Annotated in this window: 17 protein-coding genes; 8 read left to right on the plus strand and 9 right to left on the minus strand. The window is 59.8% G+C overall.

Features of this window, described 5'->3' with window-relative positions; translation table 11 throughout:
* Nucleotides 1–40: 40 nt before the first annotated feature.
* Nucleotides 41–244, minus strand: coding sequence for a hypothetical protein (locus ABVK50_RS29630; RefSeq protein ID WP_353646531.1), 204 nt, complete (start codon nucleotides 242–244; stop codon nucleotides 41–43).
* Between the two features lie 228 nt (nucleotides 245–472).
* Between ABVK50_RS29630 and ABVK50_RS29635 the strand changes: the two genes are divergently transcribed.
* Together ABVK50_RS29635 and ABVK50_RS29640 are read left to right on the plus strand one after the other, a co-directional pair.
* Nucleotides 473–2,161 carry a winged helix-turn-helix domain-containing protein gene (locus ABVK50_RS29635; RefSeq protein WP_353646532.1) on the plus strand — a complete coding sequence of 563 codons (1,689 nt, stop codon included), beginning with the start codon at nucleotides 473–475 and terminating at the stop codon, nucleotides 2,159–2,161.
* An 865-nt stretch (nucleotides 2,162–3,026) separates the two neighbouring features.
* On the plus strand, nucleotides 3,027–3,266 hold the full coding sequence (locus ABVK50_RS29640; RefSeq protein WP_353646533.1) for a hypothetical protein: 240 nt from the start codon (nucleotides 3,027–3,029) through the stop codon (nucleotides 3,264–3,266).
* A 74-nt stretch (nucleotides 3,267–3,340) separates the two neighbouring features.
* On the opposite strand, the gene ABVK50_RS29645 is transcribed toward ABVK50_RS29640, so the two are convergent.
* Nucleotides 3,341–3,544, minus strand: coding sequence for a hypothetical protein (locus ABVK50_RS29645; protein ID WP_353646534.1), 204 nt, complete (start codon nucleotides 3,542–3,544; stop codon nucleotides 3,341–3,343).
* A 143-nt stretch (nucleotides 3,545–3,687) separates the two neighbouring features.
* On the opposite strand from ABVK50_RS29645, the gene ABVK50_RS29650 reads away from it, so the two are divergent.
* Nucleotides 3,688–3,987 carry a DUF982 domain-containing protein gene (locus tag ABVK50_RS29650; protein WP_353646535.1) on the plus strand — a complete coding sequence of 100 codons (300 nt, stop codon included), beginning with the start codon at nucleotides 3,688–3,690 and terminating at the stop codon, nucleotides 3,985–3,987.
* A 966-nt stretch (nucleotides 3,988–4,953) separates the two neighbouring features.
* Nucleotides 4,954–5,157: a hypothetical protein gene (locus ABVK50_RS29655; protein WP_353646536.1), complete on the plus strand. Its 204-nt coding sequence runs from the start codon at nucleotides 4,954–4,956 to the stop codon at nucleotides 5,155–5,157.
* A 344-nt stretch (nucleotides 5,158–5,501) separates the two neighbouring features.
* Here ABVK50_RS29655 and ABVK50_RS29660 read toward each other — a convergent pair whose 3' ends face one another.
* The 7 genes from ABVK50_RS29660 to ABVK50_RS29690 all read right to left on the minus strand — a co-directional run bounded on the left by ABVK50_RS29660 (nucleotide 5,502) and on the right by ABVK50_RS29690 (nucleotide 12,729).
* Complete coding sequence (locus ABVK50_RS29660; protein WP_353646537.1) at nucleotides 5,502–5,678, minus strand: hypothetical protein; 177 nt, start codon at nucleotides 5,676–5,678, stop codon at nucleotides 5,502–5,504.
* An 896-nt stretch (nucleotides 5,679–6,574) separates the two neighbouring features.
* Nucleotides 6,575–6,910, minus strand: coding sequence for a hypothetical protein (locus tag ABVK50_RS29665; RefSeq protein WP_353646538.1), 336 nt, complete (start codon nucleotides 6,908–6,910; stop codon nucleotides 6,575–6,577).
* A gap of 736 nt (nucleotides 6,911–7,646) precedes the next feature.
* Nucleotides 7,647–8,429 (minus strand): hypothetical protein, encoded by a 783-nt coding sequence (locus ABVK50_RS29670; RefSeq protein WP_353646539.1) that lies wholly within the window; start codon nucleotides 8,427–8,429, stop codon nucleotides 7,647–7,649.
* Nucleotides 8,430–8,463: 34 nt separating this feature from the next.
* Entirely contained in the window at nucleotides 8,464–9,732 is a 1,269-nt protein-coding gene (locus ABVK50_RS29675) for an alpha/beta hydrolase (RefSeq protein WP_353646540.1), read from the minus strand.
* A 67-nt stretch (nucleotides 9,733–9,799) separates the two neighbouring features.
* Complete coding sequence (locus ABVK50_RS29680) at nucleotides 9,800–10,120, minus strand: hypothetical protein (protein WP_353646541.1); 321 nt, start codon at nucleotides 10,118–10,120, stop codon at nucleotides 9,800–9,802.
* Between the two features lie 5 nt (nucleotides 10,121–10,125).
* A complete protein-coding gene (locus tag ABVK50_RS29685) occupies nucleotides 10,126–10,899 on the minus strand; it encodes a DUF2092 domain-containing protein (RefSeq protein WP_353646542.1) in 774 nt (257 codons plus the stop codon).
* Between the two features lie 105 nt (nucleotides 10,900–11,004).
* Nucleotides 11,005–12,729 carry a hypothetical protein gene (locus tag ABVK50_RS29690; protein ID WP_353646543.1) on the minus strand — a complete coding sequence of 575 codons (1,725 nt, stop codon included), beginning with the start codon at nucleotides 12,727–12,729 and terminating at the stop codon, nucleotides 11,005–11,007.
* Nucleotides 12,730–12,886: 157 nt separating this feature from the next.
* Between ABVK50_RS29690 and ABVK50_RS29695 the strand changes: the two genes are divergently transcribed.
* The 4 genes from ABVK50_RS29695 (at nucleotide 12,887) to ABVK50_RS29710 (ending at nucleotide 16,489) form a co-directional block, all read left to right on the plus strand.
* Nucleotides 12,887–13,183, plus strand: a complete 297-nt coding sequence (locus ABVK50_RS29695; protein ID WP_353646544.1) for a hypothetical protein — start codon at nucleotides 12,887–12,889, stop codon at nucleotides 13,181–13,183.
* 53 nt (nucleotides 13,184–13,236) lie between these two features.
* Complete coding sequence (locus ABVK50_RS29700; protein ID WP_353646545.1) at nucleotides 13,237–14,679, plus strand: DUF1254 domain-containing protein; 1,443 nt, start codon at nucleotides 13,237–13,239, stop codon at nucleotides 14,677–14,679.
* 79 nt (nucleotides 14,680–14,758) lie between these two features.
* Nucleotides 14,759–15,253, plus strand: coding sequence for a hypothetical protein (locus ABVK50_RS29705; RefSeq protein ID WP_353646546.1), 495 nt, complete (start codon nucleotides 14,759–14,761; stop codon nucleotides 15,251–15,253).
* A gap of 3 nt (nucleotides 15,254–15,256) precedes the next feature.
* Complete coding sequence (locus ABVK50_RS29710) at nucleotides 15,257–16,489, plus strand: biotin/lipoyl-binding protein (protein ID WP_353646547.1); 1,233 nt, start codon at nucleotides 15,257–15,259, stop codon at nucleotides 16,487–16,489.
* The last annotated feature ends 155 nt before the right edge of the window (nucleotides 16,490–16,644 follow it).

Consider the following 16,644-nt stretch of genomic DNA (forward strand, 5'->3'; position numbering starts at 1 on the left):
ACAGCTCCCGTGAATGGAGCAGTCGTTCTCTGTGCTGTATTTACAGAATCTCGCCGTGTTGCCGTGCGACACCGCAATGCCAGCGTTTGATTTGCCAGGCGGGATGCTCTTGCTGCCAGCGGACAACCTGCGGCTGGCCGGCGATCATGCAGGTCATCAGCGACACGTCTCGGGCGTCGTAGATCAGGCGGCTTTCCTTGCATTCGCCCGTCGCCAGACAGGCTGCGATCACCAGTTCTATCATGTCGGTCTCCATCTGATTTGTGCCGCCGGAGGGGCGCGGCTTGGCGAGGAGCATGAGCCTGGCAACGTCATTCGTAACGAGAACGGCGCGATCGGCAGACGAAATCAGACGAAATCTTGCCGATCGCGGCCGGAAATATTGCGGAATGCTGGAATGGCGGCAGGCTTTGCGGTAGATTGACTGCAAAGAGAGCCCTGAACGGCCTTTACCCCCGAGGGGAATATCCCAATGGACAGCCCGGCGCTGACGCCGCTTCGCCTGAACGGCCGTACGGTCGATCTTCAGCGCGGTGCCGTCACGGATGGCGGCGGGCACACGGTGACGCTGCGGCCGCAGGCGGGGAAGGTTATGAAGTTGCTCGCAACGCGGCCGGGCAAGCTGATTTCCAACGACGAGCTCATCCAGTCGGTCTGGGGGTCCATCGCGGTGACCGACGACAGCCTGGTCCAATGCATAAAGGAAATCCGCAAGGCGCTTGGTGACGAGAACCACAAGATCGTCAGGACGGTCCTCAAACGCGGCTATATCCTCGAGCTGCCGCGACCAGAATTCGCGCGCGGGCCGCAATGGCGGCGCTGGACGGCACTGGCGACCTGCGTGGCCGGATTGGCGACGTTGGCGGGCGTCTACCTCTTGCCAACTAAATCCGGAACGGACCCGCCGTCGATCGCTGTGATGCCGTTCGAGAGCGTCAACGGTGACGAGAAATGGGAACGCTTCGCAGATGCTATAACCGATGACATCATAACTGATCTTGCACGTTTCCGGGCAATTCCTGTGATTGCGAGCGCCTCGACCGCTACCTATCGCGATGGGCCGCACGACGTGCGCGAAATTGGTAAGACACTGAACGTCAGATACGTTTTGGAGGGCAGTTTACAGATTGACGGCCATCGGTTGCGGGTCGCCACCCAGTTGACCAATACCGGGACTGGAGAGCATGTGTGGTCGGAACGCTATGACCGCAATGCCGGGGAGTTTTTCGAAGTTCAGGACGAGATAACCGGGAAGATCGTCTCAACGCTGACTGGCTACCAAGGGCAATTGACTGCTGCCGAGAGGGCGTTGGCCAAGCGAAAGAACTCCACCGACCTGAACGCTTATGACTACTGGATTTTGGGAGTCGAAGCTAAGCAGAAACTGACACCTGAAAGCGAAATCGAGGCGCGGTCGCTGTTCGAAAAGGGGCTGAAGCTTGCCCCCGATTTTGCACCGCTGAGCCGTGACCTGAGCTATGTCTACGCGATCGAGGTCGAGGTCCTTGGTTCGGCGAAGAATCCAGCCGCTGCGCTCTCTATTTCCAGGAAGCTTGCCGCAAAGGCGTTGACGCTCGATCCATACGATGCGCTCACGCACCACGCATGGGGTACCCGTCTAAGAGCGATGGGCGATGTAGCCGGGGCGGAGCGACACTTCAAGCGCGCGCTTGAACTCGGTCCAAACAATAGCGACGTGCTCATTCTTGTCGCTTGGGACTGGGCTCAATCAGGTCAACCGGAGCGCGCCATCGAGATGGTGGATCGAGCGCTGCGCCTGAATCCGTCTTATCCACATTGGTGGAACAATGCTCTCGTGGCTGTCTGGTTTCCAAACCGCTTCTTCGAGAAAGCTTACGGATCAGCTCAAGCTATTTCCGGCAACTCGCCCAATGACGCCGCCCGCTACGCAATGATTGCAGCCCAACTCGGCAAGGAAAGGGAGGCATCCGAGGCGGCGGCAGCCGCGCTCGAAATGAACCCTCAATGGACGGCTGAAAGCATGCTGCTCGGACCGCTGGCTGACGAATCACTGCTTCCCGAAAGCGCCCGCAAAGCAGGTTTGCCGGTATGCATGACCGCATCCCAGCTTGAGTCCTATGAGGGATCCGTGCGCTTCCGCGAATGTGAGGCGATGCGTCTAACAACCGCTAATAGATGAACCGGGCGAACAGCGGTCGAAACAGCTGGACCAGCCGACCTTACGATTTCTGCCGACGGCAATCCAGTCTGCCTTCCGCCGCTTCAAGGCACAGGGGAACGACAGCGTTAGAGAAGCGATTCGAACGGCAGTTTCGGTGGCGCTCTTTGCTCGTTCCGGTCACGAGACGTACGGCAGGAAACCACCCAGCCAGTACTTCGACGCTCATTTCTGGTGTTCTGCAGCTCAGGTGCTTGAACCAGTGGGACACGCCAGGAACAGTCATCGAAACCTTCGGGGCGGAATGACCGAAGTGGGCCGCTTGCGGATTGTCGGCTTCGAGGCTCGGATTATCAGTGGCGGACCTTCAGCCCCAAGGGAGCATCGACGTGATCTGCCCCCAAGCCGACATCGGTGGAGATCATACGAACGACTGCTTAGGTGAATGTGACAATTAACGATCCCGAGCCGGTCCACTCCGGACTGTTGGATCAGATCGGTTTCCGTCAGGCCGTTGGTTTTTTTAGACGATCCCAGTTATCGAACCACCGGACCAGCGCGATAAGCAGTGCGCCTTGCCGGAGTGCAGGCCTTGGTTGGACGCCTCAAGAGAACATTATGGCAACCTCGACCGTGAAAAGAGTGGAACCAATTAATAGGTGGCAAATTGAACGCGCATGAGACGGCGATCGTATCACGCCAAGGCATCCCGATTGGTCCGGCAGCAGTTAGGCAACCTCCAATCCCACCCGAGCTTTGCAGTGCCTAAAGGGGCGTCTGCCGAACACCGGCGCAAACTTCAAGAATTGGAACGGGCGGAGCGGAAAGAATATGGTCGGGGCGAGCATCATCAGCCCCGCGCTCCTCAAACAGGGGGAGGACTATAGTGAATGACGATCCGCCGAAGACGGCAGAGTATCAGGATGGCGATATCACCATACTCTCGAGAGCGCCGCTCGTCGGGACCTTGGAGCTGACGGATAACGATAGCGAGCCTATCGAACTGCAACTGGATCGACGGAGCGCCCAAGCCTTGATGACAGCATTAACAAAATTTCTCCTGACGGGGGAGGGCGAGGATGCACCACCGATCGCGGCCGATCTCGACGCTTTGGATAAGGATTGACGACATCCCAAAGCCTTTGTAAGCGATTCTGCGAGCGCCGGACATAGCCGAGGCGCTCTAGTTCATCGACCAACTCACCCATCGCTGCTTTGCCAAAGCCCGCGCGCTATGCGAGCACGCTGGGTCGGGTAGTCGACGCCGAGTTCATCTCCGATCTGCCTGGCGTCAACCGGTTGGTCGCGGTACCTGAAGCTCGAGTTCCGGGCGATGTCGGCATAAGTCTTGCTCCGCGCAAGCTCGGTGATGATGAGGTAGGTGAGTTGCTTAGGCCTGGACATGGCGACCTCCGATGGGTTGAGAATCGCCGCACTAGGACATTATTCCTGACGCGCCGAATTGGATCAAGGGTTCCCATTCGAGTTCGTTGCTGGGAACCCGCCAGTGGAGGCAGCGTTAATGCACAGCGTTTTTGGTGCTGACTATGGTTAAGCTGGACGACGGGATTTTCGACCAGGCGGTGAAGGTTCACGGCGCACGCGCGAGCCACGTTCAGCACATAGGCAGCGCCCGCAAGGCAGCTGAATGGCTGCTCAACGAATGGCCTATGAAAATCGACACCGCGAATGCCCGGGCTGCGCGCAACGCTTGCCTGGAGGCTTTGGAGGGTCGGCTCAACGCCGCTGCCGTCCGGAAGGCATTTCGCGATGCGGCCGAAGAGGCGGGCATCCTAATTGGCGATGACAACCGTCCACCGCCCGGACCCATTAAGCGCAGGCGGTAGTTTCGATGGTTGGCGGCTGAAGCGCCCCCAGAACAACTGGCCTCCGGTCCGTGCGTGGATCGACCAACAAGCCTATCTGCTGTTGATAGTGCTCAATCACGTGCGGCAACCGAATTTTCTGTTCCAGGCGACTGACATGGATCGACAGGTGCATTCGGATCGTATGTGTGGAATGGCACGGCGAAACCCCCTCAAAATGCGGGGAGAATGTACCCTCGCTATTCCCAATTCCAATCATAGACCTCACCGGCTGGGACGGTGAAGCCTCGGGGCGTGCTGGCCGTCAAAAGCGTCCGACCAATTCCGCTAGCCGGTATGTGAAGCATCCCACAGACGCCCCACAGAGGAACTCCTAACATCGGCTCAACCTTCCTCCCGAAGGTATTCCTCGGAGGCCCGACCGATAACGCCCCTTTCGGTCGGGCCTTTTCTTCCGCCACCCTTCCGCCCGTACCCTGTCGCGTCCGCTTCAGGCGTGTGCCCCGATATTTCTGATTTCTTCGAAGGCTTTTCGGAGATTTTCAAAAGCGGCGCGGATACGGAGGGGAAGGCATATGATCATTTGGTTCGCTGACTGGTTGTCAGAGCGTGAAATGCGCTTGGGTGTTATTTCCAAGGTCTTGGGCAACTTTCCCAACATCTTGGGCGTCGTCGTTACTAACGTCGCAGCCATGCAGAAATCGACAAAGCTTATTCCGAATTTGGAATAACAATTGTCAAACACGACGCGGACCGATCGTTATGAACTGGCGCAATCGCTGGAAATTTCTCGATTACGCTGTGGGTTTTCCGTCATCCGGAATTCCTTGCCTGCCATGATCGAGGCCAGAAACACCGAGAATGGACGCGATCAATGACTATTAACCTCATAACCGCTGCAGGCTCCGGTGCACCTAACACCCGAATTCTGTGCGTCTCCTGCACTGATCCTTGTGGCACGACGGAGCCGGAAAGGAGCTTCACCATATGACCACAGCCTTAATACTCACTGCGATTGCCACCACCTTCACGACAGGCTTTCTCCTCGGCGACAGGCGCGGCGTGCGGCAATGCAACGCGATCCTGGATGAGAACTGGCGCGAACTCATGAAGGCAATTCGGGACGAGCCACTACCGAGTCCAAATCTGGACGGCGAGGAAGCCCGGCCGGCAGCGCCTACTGTGCACTAAGGCCCGTCTTTTTCTCAGGCAATAGCGCCCGCTGCTTCGGTGGCGGGCGTTTGTCTGACCGACAACCGTAAAGCATAGAGATTCAGCTTGCCTCTCCTGGAAAAGGGAATGACATCCTCATACGAGGGGGCATCGATGTTACGAAGGAGGGCGCGCCACCATGAATACGCGAAACTGGATAATCGCTGCCGTCGCAGTTGTTCTGTTAATCGCCGTCTACTTCGTCGTTTTCCAGCCCGGCGCGGAGGCACCCACGGAAATCACAGCGCCGCCTGCAACTACCGAACCAGCGCCTGCTCAGTGATGAGCAGCGCGCGCCCTGGCGGGCACAAAGCGACGCCGGTTCACTTTTCCCTGTGGAGGATGAGGGCTAAGGCGATGAGGATGCCGGCCGCGACGGCCAGTGCTGCGACCAACTTGATCGCGACCGTCGGCGCGACGACGCCGACCCACAGGGCGACGACCACGGCGGCTGCGGCGGCTGAGATGAGTATAGCGAGGGCGTCTATGATCCGGCCCATGGCAGGGAACGTATCACGACGAGCTTCGGCTTGCCCTGGCGGGCTTTCGATGTTTATGCATAATAGAAAGCTGGCCTACCGTCCGGTGTGAAAACCTGACCATTTTCGACGTAATAGGCAGCTGCGCCGCTCTTCATTTGATACCACCAGCCGCCGTTTTCGCAGAATTCGCATGTCCCGGTTTCGGGTGCGTAGACACGCTGGCCTTCCTGGTAATACGCGGGCTTCCCCTCGGAGTCATATAACCAGCGGATAGCCATTCCGATCTCTTCCCATCGCAGCGGCGCGCGCCGGAACCGGTTGCGTAGCGCCAGCCCCACACGGTCTCGGAAAATGGGCGGGTTTAGGCCATGCCGGCGGACGGTATCATTGCCACTGGCTACACAAACACGATCTCAGGGTTGCGTCGCACACGCGGCGAAATGCTCGCCATCATGGCAGATTTGCGCGTATTGATCGCAGTGCTGTCAGCCCCTCGGCCGCGCGGGCTCGCCAATGGCAGGCAGACGAGTCGTCGGGAATTGTACGGAACCAGCAATCATTCTACCCGTTTTCAGGTGACCCGTTTCCACAGGACGGGTGAAATCGAGCCTGGGCGGCCGTTCCCCCGCACCTCCATACTCGGGCTCGATTTTAACGGTCCAACTGGGATGGAATATCCCGAGAGCAGCTAGGTGCTGCCATGGCGGTCTATTATTTCGACATGCGCGACAACGACCAATTCTATCCTGACAACCAAGGGACGGAACTGGACGGAGGGCTTGCGGCCGCTCGCATCGTGGCATTCGCCACACTAGCCGATTACATCCAAGGACGCATTCCCGAGACCGACAGCCCCCGCCGCGTAGCAGTGGAGGTTGCCGATAGAAATCACGAGCCCTTGATGGCTGCAGTTCTCACCGTTGGGTTCGTGCCCGCCCAGCGGGCCGCCCCGTAAAGTTTTTCGTGGGGTTTTCTGTGCGGACCTCGTGCTCCGCGCCAATCACCTGAAGGCGCGCGAATTCGTGCCGCTCGTAAAGCTCCAAGTAACGCTTGCGGCCCTCTCTGCTTTTCCGACGCAATGTGTCATCTATCCGCTCCGCGAGCCACTGGCGCTTGTGCTCGACATACCAGATCGATTCTTCCACTGTCAGGCCGACAAGCGTCAGCCGCCCTTTGCTGTCTGTGGTAAGGGCACGGTCCCGCGTCAACGCTTCCTCTTCGCCTGGCGTGAGTTCTAGCGGCACGTCCATCAATTCCGCCCCCTCTATGTCGCGCCAATGTCCCACGGATTTGCCGAGTGTCGCAGGAAGTCTCGGAAATCAACGGTCCGATCGCTATCCGCAATTTTGTGCGTAAGCGGTAAGAAATTCCAAATTATGGAAGTATTCAACACGATATGGCGGAGAGAGCGGGATTTCGAACGCATACGCCGCAGTAAATCGGCAGGCGCTCGGATGGGTCGTAGGCGATCTCCGCGTTCAGTCAGAGGCAAATCTGTCCGCAACGGCCGCGATGCTCCGCAAAGCGGTCACTCACGTCTCGGCTGACTTCGGTCAGCTTACGGTCAATCCGCTGGTTCCGGTGAAGGTCCGCTTCCGGGAGCAAATTTGAGCCGGGAATGTCCGACTAGGGTCAGATGCGATGGTTGGAAAATCATTTCCTACTACGGCTGCGCGGCCCTACGTGTGAATGTCGGGATTGCGCCCCATTCCAGCCGTAGAGAACAGCGCTGGCGACGCCTGGAAGCAGACGTTGCCGGTAACCATCTGGAGGTCACGCTGGCGCCACTTGCGGAACTTCCAGCTTGCCCTGTCGAAGGTGCCGTTTTCTATCCCGAAGCGGTCCTTGAATTGGCAGGCGGGGACCGCATCACCATTCCTTCGCGCGGTCAGCCTCTATCGCAGGCCCGAGGGTCTGGCAGTGCGGTCTGGCCAACCTTGGCCGAAAGGCAAACGCGGGGTCACAGCGATTTGACTCTTCGTCACCTTAAAATCGCACCACCATTCCGAGAATCGGACCCTGCTGGACGACATCGAAGGTAAATCCGTCGTCGTTGCTGTAATCGACGCCCAGGGCGCGGTAGCCTGCGACTGCCGAAATCTTGTCGTTGAAGCGGTAACCGACTGCCCCGGCGACGTCCCAGTCGATGTCGGCTCCACCTGCCCCCACCAGGCCCCATCCGGTCAAATAGATCTCCGGTGTGATCGCGTAACTTCCACGAAGGCCGGCCATGGCATCCACCCAGGTCGCGCCGTCGCTTCGCGATACACCGTCGAGAATGCCGCCGCTGAAGGAGATCTCGGTGTCGACCGACCACACCCTGACCCCTCCTACGATTTCAAGACGTCCGGAAGTGTCTTCGAGGAGCGCATAGCCGGCCCCGATCAAACCGGCGAATGTTTCCGTGGATACCTCGACGCTTGAAGCAAGAATGCCTCGCGGCGTTCCGGTGGAGCCGGAAATCTTGGTGTACATGATGTCGCCGAAGATGCTGTAGCGGTCGTAGCGCGCCTCGCCGATCGCCATGGCCCCAAAGTCCAGATGATCGAAGATGTCACCGAAACTCGCATCGACCTCGACCGGCGGCAGCCCGAACTGCCCGACGTCCCCGGATATGCCCGCCGCCCAGAGATAGGGGGCAACCGAGAACGTCCAGCCCTGCTCGGTCACAACTTGCTGGGCTTCCGGTGTCACTGGCGAATACACGTCGGCGGCTTTGGCGCCATCGGCAAGCAGGAAGCCGCCGACGCAGGCGAGAGTAGAAGCCATGCCAAATTTCATAATTCCCTCCAGTTGTAGCTTGTTATCGGTCACATGCGTTGGTCGCGGCGGCTTTCCTGGAATCGCAATCAAGGCTGACCGGGCTCCAATCTGCTGACCCGCCGGGCACAGTTGCGCCCAGCGCTCCCACGTGGTTGGCAAAGTTGTCCCGTGTGTTCTGATCGATCACCGCGACAGGAGCAGCAATTACCAATCCCGCGGTGGTGCCGGCTGCATGCGCCACACCCGCGGTCGCGGTGACGATGTGGTCCCCAAGGCCCAGCCGACTGTCGCTCAACGCCTGTCCGCTTGAGAGGCGGGTGCCGATAAGTTGCACGATCTCGGGAGATTCGGCGAACTTGCTGTGATGAAGGTCATCGCCAGCTTGGATCTTGGTAAGATCGATGACGGTTATGTTGTTGGCCGCGAGCTCGGTCCTGTATGGCTCCTGTTCCGGATCGATCGAGCCCAGCCGGGCCACATCGCCCCAGACGCGCCGCGATACCGCCAAGGCCCGATCGTCACGCGAGACAAACAGCGTGAATTGTGGGCGCGGGGCTCCCATGTCGGCGATCTGCGACCGGAAGACGTCAACGTCGACGTCGGGCGCGGCCAGCATGACGTTCTTGAATTTGGGCGGGAGACGGCCATTGCGGATCGCCATCTGCCGAAGCGACTCCAGCGCCAGCCAGTTTCCCATCGAGTGGGCCAGGACGGAAACTTCTTTAACGCCGGGATCGCGCGCCAGATACTGAAACAGGTTCTCCAATGCGTTGCGCGTATAGTTGGTGCTTTCGCGGTCGTAGCCGTAGGCAAGCAAACTGCCCCGCGACGGCCAGGTGACCAGCACGGGAACGCCGCGCGTCCCGGAATCGTGAACGATCTGGGCGAAACGGTAGACCGAATCCTCAAAGCGGTTGTTGAAGCCGTGGATGAAGACAAGGACGCTGCGATCCGAGTTCTTTGCAACGGAGTTTTTGAGCCAGCTCTCGGCCGCGTCCTGTGTGACTTCCTCCGCCCGCAGGGTCGCAAAATCGGTTGCAGGATTCGAGGGCAGCTTCTTTGGCCAGGCGACCTCGCCGACTTTGCGGACTTCGTCCGGCGGGATCGACACGGTGATCTCGGCGAAGGCCGGCGTCATTCCGCGTTCCCCGCCAAACATCTCGCCGGGCTTGGAGGCCCGGCCGCGAGTGGTCGCAACCAGCATTTCAACCCTGCTGGTGGACGGCGAGGTGTCGGCTACTGGCGACAGGACACCCGTCGGGCGGCTGGCGCAGCCCTCCAGAAGAGCGAGTAGCGCAACAGCCGCCACAGTGCCCCGAGCGCGTCCAGCAAGGGAAGCCGAACCAACGCGCTCGAGAGAGCTTCGGGAGCGGCTGCTAGTCCACATAGACGACGACGTATCTCGACCCGGAGGACTGATAGTAGGTCCCGCCGCATCGCCAAACCAACGTGCCATAAACCGTTACGCGGGCGCAGCCGGCGGGCAGCGCGCTGATGTAGATCGCTGACCGACGCACCGTTCGACGGGTGGTGCGGCGAGCCACACCAGCCACGCTGCCCGGAGTGGCGGGGCGTCCTATTCTTGCATTGGCTTCCGATAGCAACGAATGGTTCGTCACGACTGCCGCGGGATCGACCTGAAGGAAAGTCAGTAGCGACAGGGATAGGACCATGCCTTTGTGAAGCGTGAATTTCATTGCAGTCACTCCTTGGCCAGGTCGATCTCGCCGATCTCGTCGACGGAAAGCATCTCGAGCCTCTTGGCATCCGTTGACGGTTTGAAGAGGAAGCTGGAGTCATCGATCGACGGAGCGGTGTTCCAGTTCCTGAACTCGATCGAATATTCGGGAGAGGCTGCAACCCACTTGCTGGTGATGACATATTTGAGCGGCAAGGGTTTCTCGCCGTCGGTCACCCAAAGCTGCCAGTCGACCTCCTTGCCTCGGAAAGCGAGATGGTGGACCTGTACGCCGTCGATGAACGCCATCCCGACATGTGTGCCGCTTGTCGTATCCGTTTCAGCGTGCTGCAAGGGCTTCTCGGACAGAAGATCGGCTCCGGGCGCATCGAAACCAACATCATTGCGAAGGGCGTCGACAGCTTGGTCGATGGTCGCGGCGGGCAGCTGGAAGAACGCATTCGCTTTTTTGCCGTAGAGGGTCAGCGCGCTGCCATCGAGGATCAGTTCCAGATCGGCGATCGCTCCTTTGCGCGAGGCGTGGAGCTTGTCGGGCCTTTGCACCTTTATCTCACCCGAGCTGGCGAACTGGAGCTTCTGCCCGTCGTAGGACACGACCTCCGTTTCCACAGCATAATCCACGGAAAAGCGTTCGAGCGAGCCGAGATACTCCGACATCGCGCCCAGAACCTTGGCGGCGTCTGGCTCGATTTCTGCCTGTGCGAAGGCCCTTTGGACCGAAAGGGAGGCCAGGAACAGGGCGATCAGAACCCCAGCTTTGCCGACATGACATCTCATTACCGCCTCCACATGACTTCTGACGCGAAGGTTGGCGCATTTGGCTCCGATGCGGGAGGTAATTTACTGTAAGCTACAGGCAGAATTGGGCTGAGCTGGGAGCGATCATTCCTCAACGTCGAGGCCGGCCTTCTTCAGCGAGCCGATGAAAAACTCGGCGTCTTCCGAACGGGCAAACCTCGTCGACACCTCCAACCTCATATTCTTGACCAAGGCCGGCTCATTCTCTTCCAGCCAGGCACGTTCGCGCTCGGCATCGATTTCGTATCCGCCTTCGCCGAAGATCGCGGCCGCAATCGCGTGATAGAGAGGATTTTTCGGAGCCGTTGTCTTCTTGATCCACATGGCGGCCTTTGCGTAATCCCCGCTGAAATAGGAACAGAGCGCCAAAGTAGACTCGTAGTATGCGAACGGGCCCGGGTTGCGGTCACGCGCTTCTTCCACCAACGGGCAGCCGTCGTCCCAGCTTCCTGACAAGGCCAGGCGCATCCCGAAGCCGCCCATGAGTTCGGTGTCGTTGGGGTTGATCGCCATGGCCTTCTCACCCACCCGCCGTCCCGCATCAAATTCCTTGCTGAAGAAAAGCGCCGACATTTCGGCGTGCAGAGCACTTATACTGCGGGGGTCCAGTTGGACCGCGTGTCGGGCCAGGGCCAGGGCACGGCCGATTGCTTCGGGCGATGTGGCAGGGTCAGCCGGAAACTTGAATCGAACCTCATCGATGGTGATCTGCGCGAGCAAGGCCCAGGCCGTCGCGTAGGTCGGAAACCGCTCGACCGCCTTCTCGAGGCAAGTGCGCACTGCAGCACGGGCCTTGGGGTCGAGGCTCACCCGGTATGCGTAATAGGAAAGCGTGCAGGAATAGGCAGCCCAATCGTCGGGAGGATTCGAAACATTCAGCGACGCGTCCGCCTGGGAAATCACCCCATAGGATTGGGCAAGGCTAGTTGCCACATTCCGGGCTATGTCGGCCTGGGCCTCCAGGATACCGGAGACCTTCGTCTGTCCGTTGTAGCTGTTTGCCCAAAGGATTGAGCCGTCGGCCCGGTTGCGAAAACTGACTTGAAGCCGGAAGGCGTGGGGCTCCAGATTCACGCTTCCGGACAGAACGAAGCGCGGCGGCAAGGTCTCCTTGCCTGGTGCGGTTTCGACCGACTGGAGGACGACGATGTCTCTGAACTTAGAAAGCTGCCCGGCGACTTCCTGCGCCAATCCACTCGTTATGGCCGCCGAGGCTTGCGTGCCGGTCAGGTCGTCAAACTTCTCCACCAGCACGCGGGGGATTTCGGGCATGCCCGGGCTGGTTTGTGGCGGGCTCCACCACCATGCGCCGACAGCCACTGCCATTGCTGCAACCACCACCACCAGAAGACCTATCCACAGCCCGGCCGCCTTCGGCCATGCGGAGATTGCAGCGGCAACCGAAGCAACTGGGGTTTCCGGCAGGTCCGCAACGGGCGGTTGTGATCGAAGAGAGAAAGCAGGGACGTAGCCGCCTTTCGGAATCGTGATGAGAACCGGGTCGGATTGTCCCGCCGTGAAATAGTATCGCTCAAGCGAGCGGCGAAGGTGGCCGGCCTCGATGCGTACAATCGGATCCGATTGCGGGTCGAAGGATGCGTCGCGGCCGAACACTTCGACGGCGATCGAGTAAGCCTTGATCCGGCCGCCGCGCCCCGACAGCGTCTCTTCCACCACATGACTGAGAAAGCGGTGCTCGCGGTCCGTCGCCTCGAACTCGGCGCTGTTCAGGATCCGGTGGAGCTGGGCACGACAGTCCTCCGCAGGGAGATTGAACTCCCTTCCTGCGGATGCTTCCGCCTGGACCACCGAACCCCCCAATTGTTCTTTAGTAAGTTCTTAAGTAAGCGGCCCTTTGTCTGGCCTTCTTCCATGTAAATTACATGGTCGCCCCACGTAACTTACATACTGCTACTCGCGCCAGCAATAGTCTCGGCCTACTCTGATCAAATCAACGGATCGTGCAATGGCACCGCAAAGCGGACCAACGGGTAAGCGAGAAGCGTTTTCGGCAGCACTTCGCCGATTTCCGCAGTTCGAACTGGCGATCCGCAGGCTTATGGCCCGAAGCGAGGCCTTTCGCGACATGTGCGAGGAACTCGTGGAAGTCGAGGTGGCGCTGTCGAATGTCGACAAGATTGCGCCGGCACTGCGTGAGGCAAGGAGGGTCGAATGGCAGGAGTTGATAGATCGGCTGGTCGCGGAAGTCGAAGCCGCGCTGCTGGAAAAGGACGTTGTCGTGAAACCGCGCCCGGGTCGGTGATCCCAAACGACCAACAGTTTTCGCATCGAGCCCGCCTACAGGGAGGCAAACCCATGAACATTTCGCGTCGTGCAGTATCTATCGGTGGGCTGGGTCTGCTAGCCGCCACTTCAATGAATTCACCGGCAGGCGCCGTCGACGGCATTGTTTCGGACCTGATGGAAGGTTCGGACGAATTAGGCCTCGCCGTCGAGGCCTACACCTATGGCTATCCTCTCGTCACCATGGAGATGACCCGCCGTGTCATCACGAATGTCGTCGAGCCCAAGGGGACGAAAGGTCCGATGGGCCACCTGATCAAGTTGCGTGAATATCCGAATGCGGCGTTCCGGGACGTGACCGCGCCGAATGCGGACACGCTTTATACAACGGCTTTTCTCGATGTCGGCAAGGAGCCTTGGGTCGTCAGCCTACCGGATTTGAATGACCGCTATGCCCTTTTCCCGATGCTCGACGGCTGGACGACGGTTTTCGACGTTCCGGGAAAGCGCACCACCGGCACCGGCGCACAGACCTTTGCCGTCACCGGCCCGGGCTGGGAAGGCACGCTGCCGGAGGGCGTCAAGCAGTATAAATCGCCGACCAGCATCGTCTGGCTGCTTGGCCGGATCTACTGCACGGGCACGCCCGAGGATTATGCGGAAGTGCACAAGCTGCAGGACGAGGTGAAGCTCTATCCGCTCAGCGCTCACGGCAAGGACTGGACGCCGCCTGCCGGCAAGGTCGACCCCTCGATCGACATGAAGACGGCGGTTCGCGAGCAGGTCAACAAGATGGACGCGGTCGAGTATTTTACGCTGCTTGCCGAACTTCTGAAGACCAATCCGCCGTCCGAGGCCGATGCGCCGATGGTGGAGAAGCTTGCTGAAATCGGCATCGTGCCGGGTCAGGATTTCGACAAGACGAAGTTCGATCCCGCTTTCGCCAAGCGCGTTCCGGAGATCGCCTTCGCCCGCATCATGCTGCACTTCAAGTTCAGTGATGGCGACGTGCAGGACATAAACGGCTGGGGCTTCACGACCAAGACGGGTCTCTACGGCACCAACTATATCCAGCGCGCCCTGGTCACCGCCATCGGCCTTGGTGCCAACCGCCCGCAGGACGCTATCTATCCGACCTCCATGAAGGCTGACGGCGGCCTGATCAAAAGAGCCTACAACGGTTCGGAAAAGTACGTTCTGACCTTCAAGAAGGGTCTGACCCCCCCGGTATCCGGCTTCTGGTCGCTGACGATGTACGACGCGGGCTACTTCTTCGTGGATAATCCTCTCAATCGTTATTCGATCAGTGCCCGCCAGCCGCTCAAGGCCAATGCCGACGGATCCATCGATCTCCTGATCCAGCACGAATCCCCAGGCGCCGACAAGGAATCCAATTGGCTGCCGGCGCCTAAGGGCAAGTTCGTGCTGATGATGCGGCTCTATTGGCCCAATGAGAGCGATCCCTCGATCATCAACGGAACGTGGACCATACCGCCCGTCAAAAAGGTGAGCTGAAATTGAATGGGAGTGACAGTATCGATCCAAAGGTTTAGATTGACTATAGCGCCGTAATTCGGCGCGGAGGGTCTGGGCGATGGAAGAGACGCATCCAGGCGCGGTGGGGCATTTGCCGCCGTTCATTACGGGTCCCGGTCAGACTGACGTTCTGTTCGTCGTGATGGTCGTCTTCCTCATCGGCGCAGTCCTCATCATCGGCAACCTTTACCTGCGCCTCCACGCGCTTCCCGAGCACGTGGCGCACCGGACCCACAAAGTGCAGTTGGAGATTGTTGCGATCCTGGCGCTGCTCGCACTCTTTACCCACAATCACTTGTATTGGATCGCGGCCCTTCTTCTCGCCTTCGTTCAGTTGCCCGATTTCTCGACCCCGATTGCTTCAATGGCCAAGTCTCTCGAAAGGCTCGCCCGCGGCGACGACCGCCGCCGTGAGGAGGAGGTAAAAGTGGTCCCGGTCCTAATGACTCAGTCTCTAGTAAAGCCCCTCAACGGCGAGGATCGCCCCCGTGAGGAGCCAGAGGCGGTCCCAGAGGCGACACCCTTGACCGACAAGTTGGAAGCGCGAGGCTGAGCGATGTTCGAATTGCTGCTTTGCTCCCTGCTCACCATCTTCCCGGACTATCTTTTCCGCCGTTACGTCCAGGACAAGCGGATCGGCCGGGAGATCACCTTCTACTCGGTGTGGTTTGAGCTGAGGTGGGGCATCACCGCCTGCCTGATCCTCACCGTCTCCCTCATCACCCTTATCTTCTACTTCCATCCTGCCACGAAGGCTGTCACGGCCGTGTTCCGGACGCTCACCATTCTCCCCGAGACTGGCGGCCGGGTCGCCGAGGTCTATGTGGGCATCAACGACAAGGTCGACGCCGGCCAGCCGCTGTTCCGCCTCGACAACTCGCAGCAAGAGGCGGTCCTCGAGTCGGCCCGCCGAACCATTGCCGAGGTCGACGCCGCAACCGAGGTGGCGCGGAGCGAGCTGGCGGTGGCGGACGGGCAGATCCGGCAGGCCAAGAGCGCCCATCGTGATGCGCTCGCGGAACTCGAGACCAAGACCGAACTCCGCCGCCGCAACCCGAATACCGTTCCCTTGCGGGAACTCGAGCGGCTGCGGGACGCAGCGGAAGGTCAGCAGGGCGCGGCTGAAGCCGCACTGGCGAACAAGCAGGCACTGCAGACCAAGATCGCTTCACTGTTGCCGGCGCAGAAAGCGAGCGCCGAGGGGGCGCTTGCCCAGGCGCAAGTCGAGATCGACAAAACACTTGTTCGCGCCGGCGTTACCGGAACGGTTCAGCAGTTTACGCTCCGGCCGGGCGATGTGGTCAACCCGATGCTCCGGCCCGCCGGCATCCTGGTCCCCGCCGAGGCGGGCCGGCAGGCCCTCGCCGCCGGTTTCGGGCAGATCGAAGCTCAAGTGATCAAGACCGGCATGATTGCCGAGGTCACATGCATCGGCAAACCCTTCGTCATCATCCCGATGGTGGTGACCCAGGTCCAGGACGCGATCGCTTCCGGCCAGTTCCGGCCTACCGACCAACTGATCGACGTGACACAGACGGCACGGCCCGGAACCATCACCGCATTCCTGGAGCCCCTCTACGCGGGTGGGCTCGAGGGCGTTCCGCCGGGCGGCAGTTGCATCGCCAACGCCTACACCGACAGCCATAACGAACTCGAATCGGACAGCCTGACCACGTCGCGATGGCTGTTTCTGCACATGGTAGACGCGGTCGGAATCGTACACGCCGCGATCCTACGAATGCAGGCGCTGCTGCTTCCAGTGCAGACCTTGGTCTTGACGGGGCATTGAACGGCCCCGCCTAGCTAGGAGGAACTCTTAGCCTTTTCCGCCCGCCCCATGAAGCGTGCTTCGCCAATTTCGACAGATCTTCAGCGGCCCGGCGACCCGTAACTGTCTGAATGGAAGCTGGTGGAAAAGCATGATTGGAATGTGGCTTGAGGAAC

The sequence above is a fragment of the Mesorhizobium sp. WSM2240 genome (assembly GCF_040438645.1).
Classification (GTDB): Bacteria; Pseudomonadota; Alphaproteobacteria; order Rhizobiales; family Rhizobiaceae; genus Allomesorhizobium.

Bases quoted from the DNA above. Each gene is read 5' to 3' on its own strand.
- ABVK50_RS29630 (WP_353646531.1), bottom strand. From the start codon at position 244: ATGATAGAACTGGTGATCGCAGCCTGTCTGGCGACGGGCGAATGCAAG.
- ABVK50_RS29635 (WP_353646532.1), top strand. From the start codon at position 473: ATGGACAGCCCGGCGCTGACGCCGCTTCGCCTGAACGGCCGTACGGTC.
- ABVK50_RS29645 (WP_353646534.1), bottom strand. From the start codon at position 3,544: ATGTCCAGGCCTAAGCAACTCACCTACCTCATCATCACCGAGCTTGCG.
- ABVK50_RS29650 (WP_353646535.1), top strand. From the start codon at position 3,688: ATGGTTAAGCTGGACGACGGGATTTTCGACCAGGCGGTGAAGGTTCAC.
- ABVK50_RS29655 (WP_353646536.1), top strand. From the start codon at position 4,954: ATGACCACAGCCTTAATACTCACTGCGATTGCCACCACCTTCACGACA.
- ABVK50_RS29660 (WP_353646537.1), bottom strand. From the start codon at position 5,678: ATGGGCCGGATCATAGACGCCCTCGCTATACTCATCTCAGCCGCCGCA.
- ABVK50_RS29665 (WP_353646538.1), bottom strand. From the start codon at position 6,910: ATGGACGTGCCGCTAGAACTCACGCCAGGCGAAGAGGAAGCGTTGACG.
- ABVK50_RS29670 (WP_353646539.1), bottom strand. From the start codon at position 8,429: ATGGCTTCTACTCTCGCCTGCGTCGGCGGCTTCCTGCTTGCCGATGGC.
- ABVK50_RS29680 (WP_353646541.1), bottom strand. From the start codon at position 10,120: ATGAAATTCACGCTTCACAAAGGCATGGTCCTATCCCTGTCGCTACTG.
- ABVK50_RS29685 (WP_353646542.1), bottom strand. From the start codon at position 10,899: ATGAGATGTCATGTCGGCAAAGCTGGGGTTCTGATCGCCCTGTTCCTG.
- ABVK50_RS29695 (WP_353646544.1), top strand. From the start codon at position 12,887: ATGGCACCGCAAAGCGGACCAACGGGTAAGCGAGAAGCGTTTTCGGCA.
- ABVK50_RS29700 (WP_353646545.1), top strand. From the start codon at position 13,237: ATGAACATTTCGCGTCGTGCAGTATCTATCGGTGGGCTGGGTCTGCTA.
- ABVK50_RS29705 (WP_353646546.1), top strand. From the start codon at position 14,759: ATGGAAGAGACGCATCCAGGCGCGGTGGGGCATTTGCCGCCGTTCATT.
- ABVK50_RS29710 (WP_353646547.1), top strand. From the start codon at position 15,257: ATGTTCGAATTGCTGCTTTGCTCCCTGCTCACCATCTTCCCGGACTAT.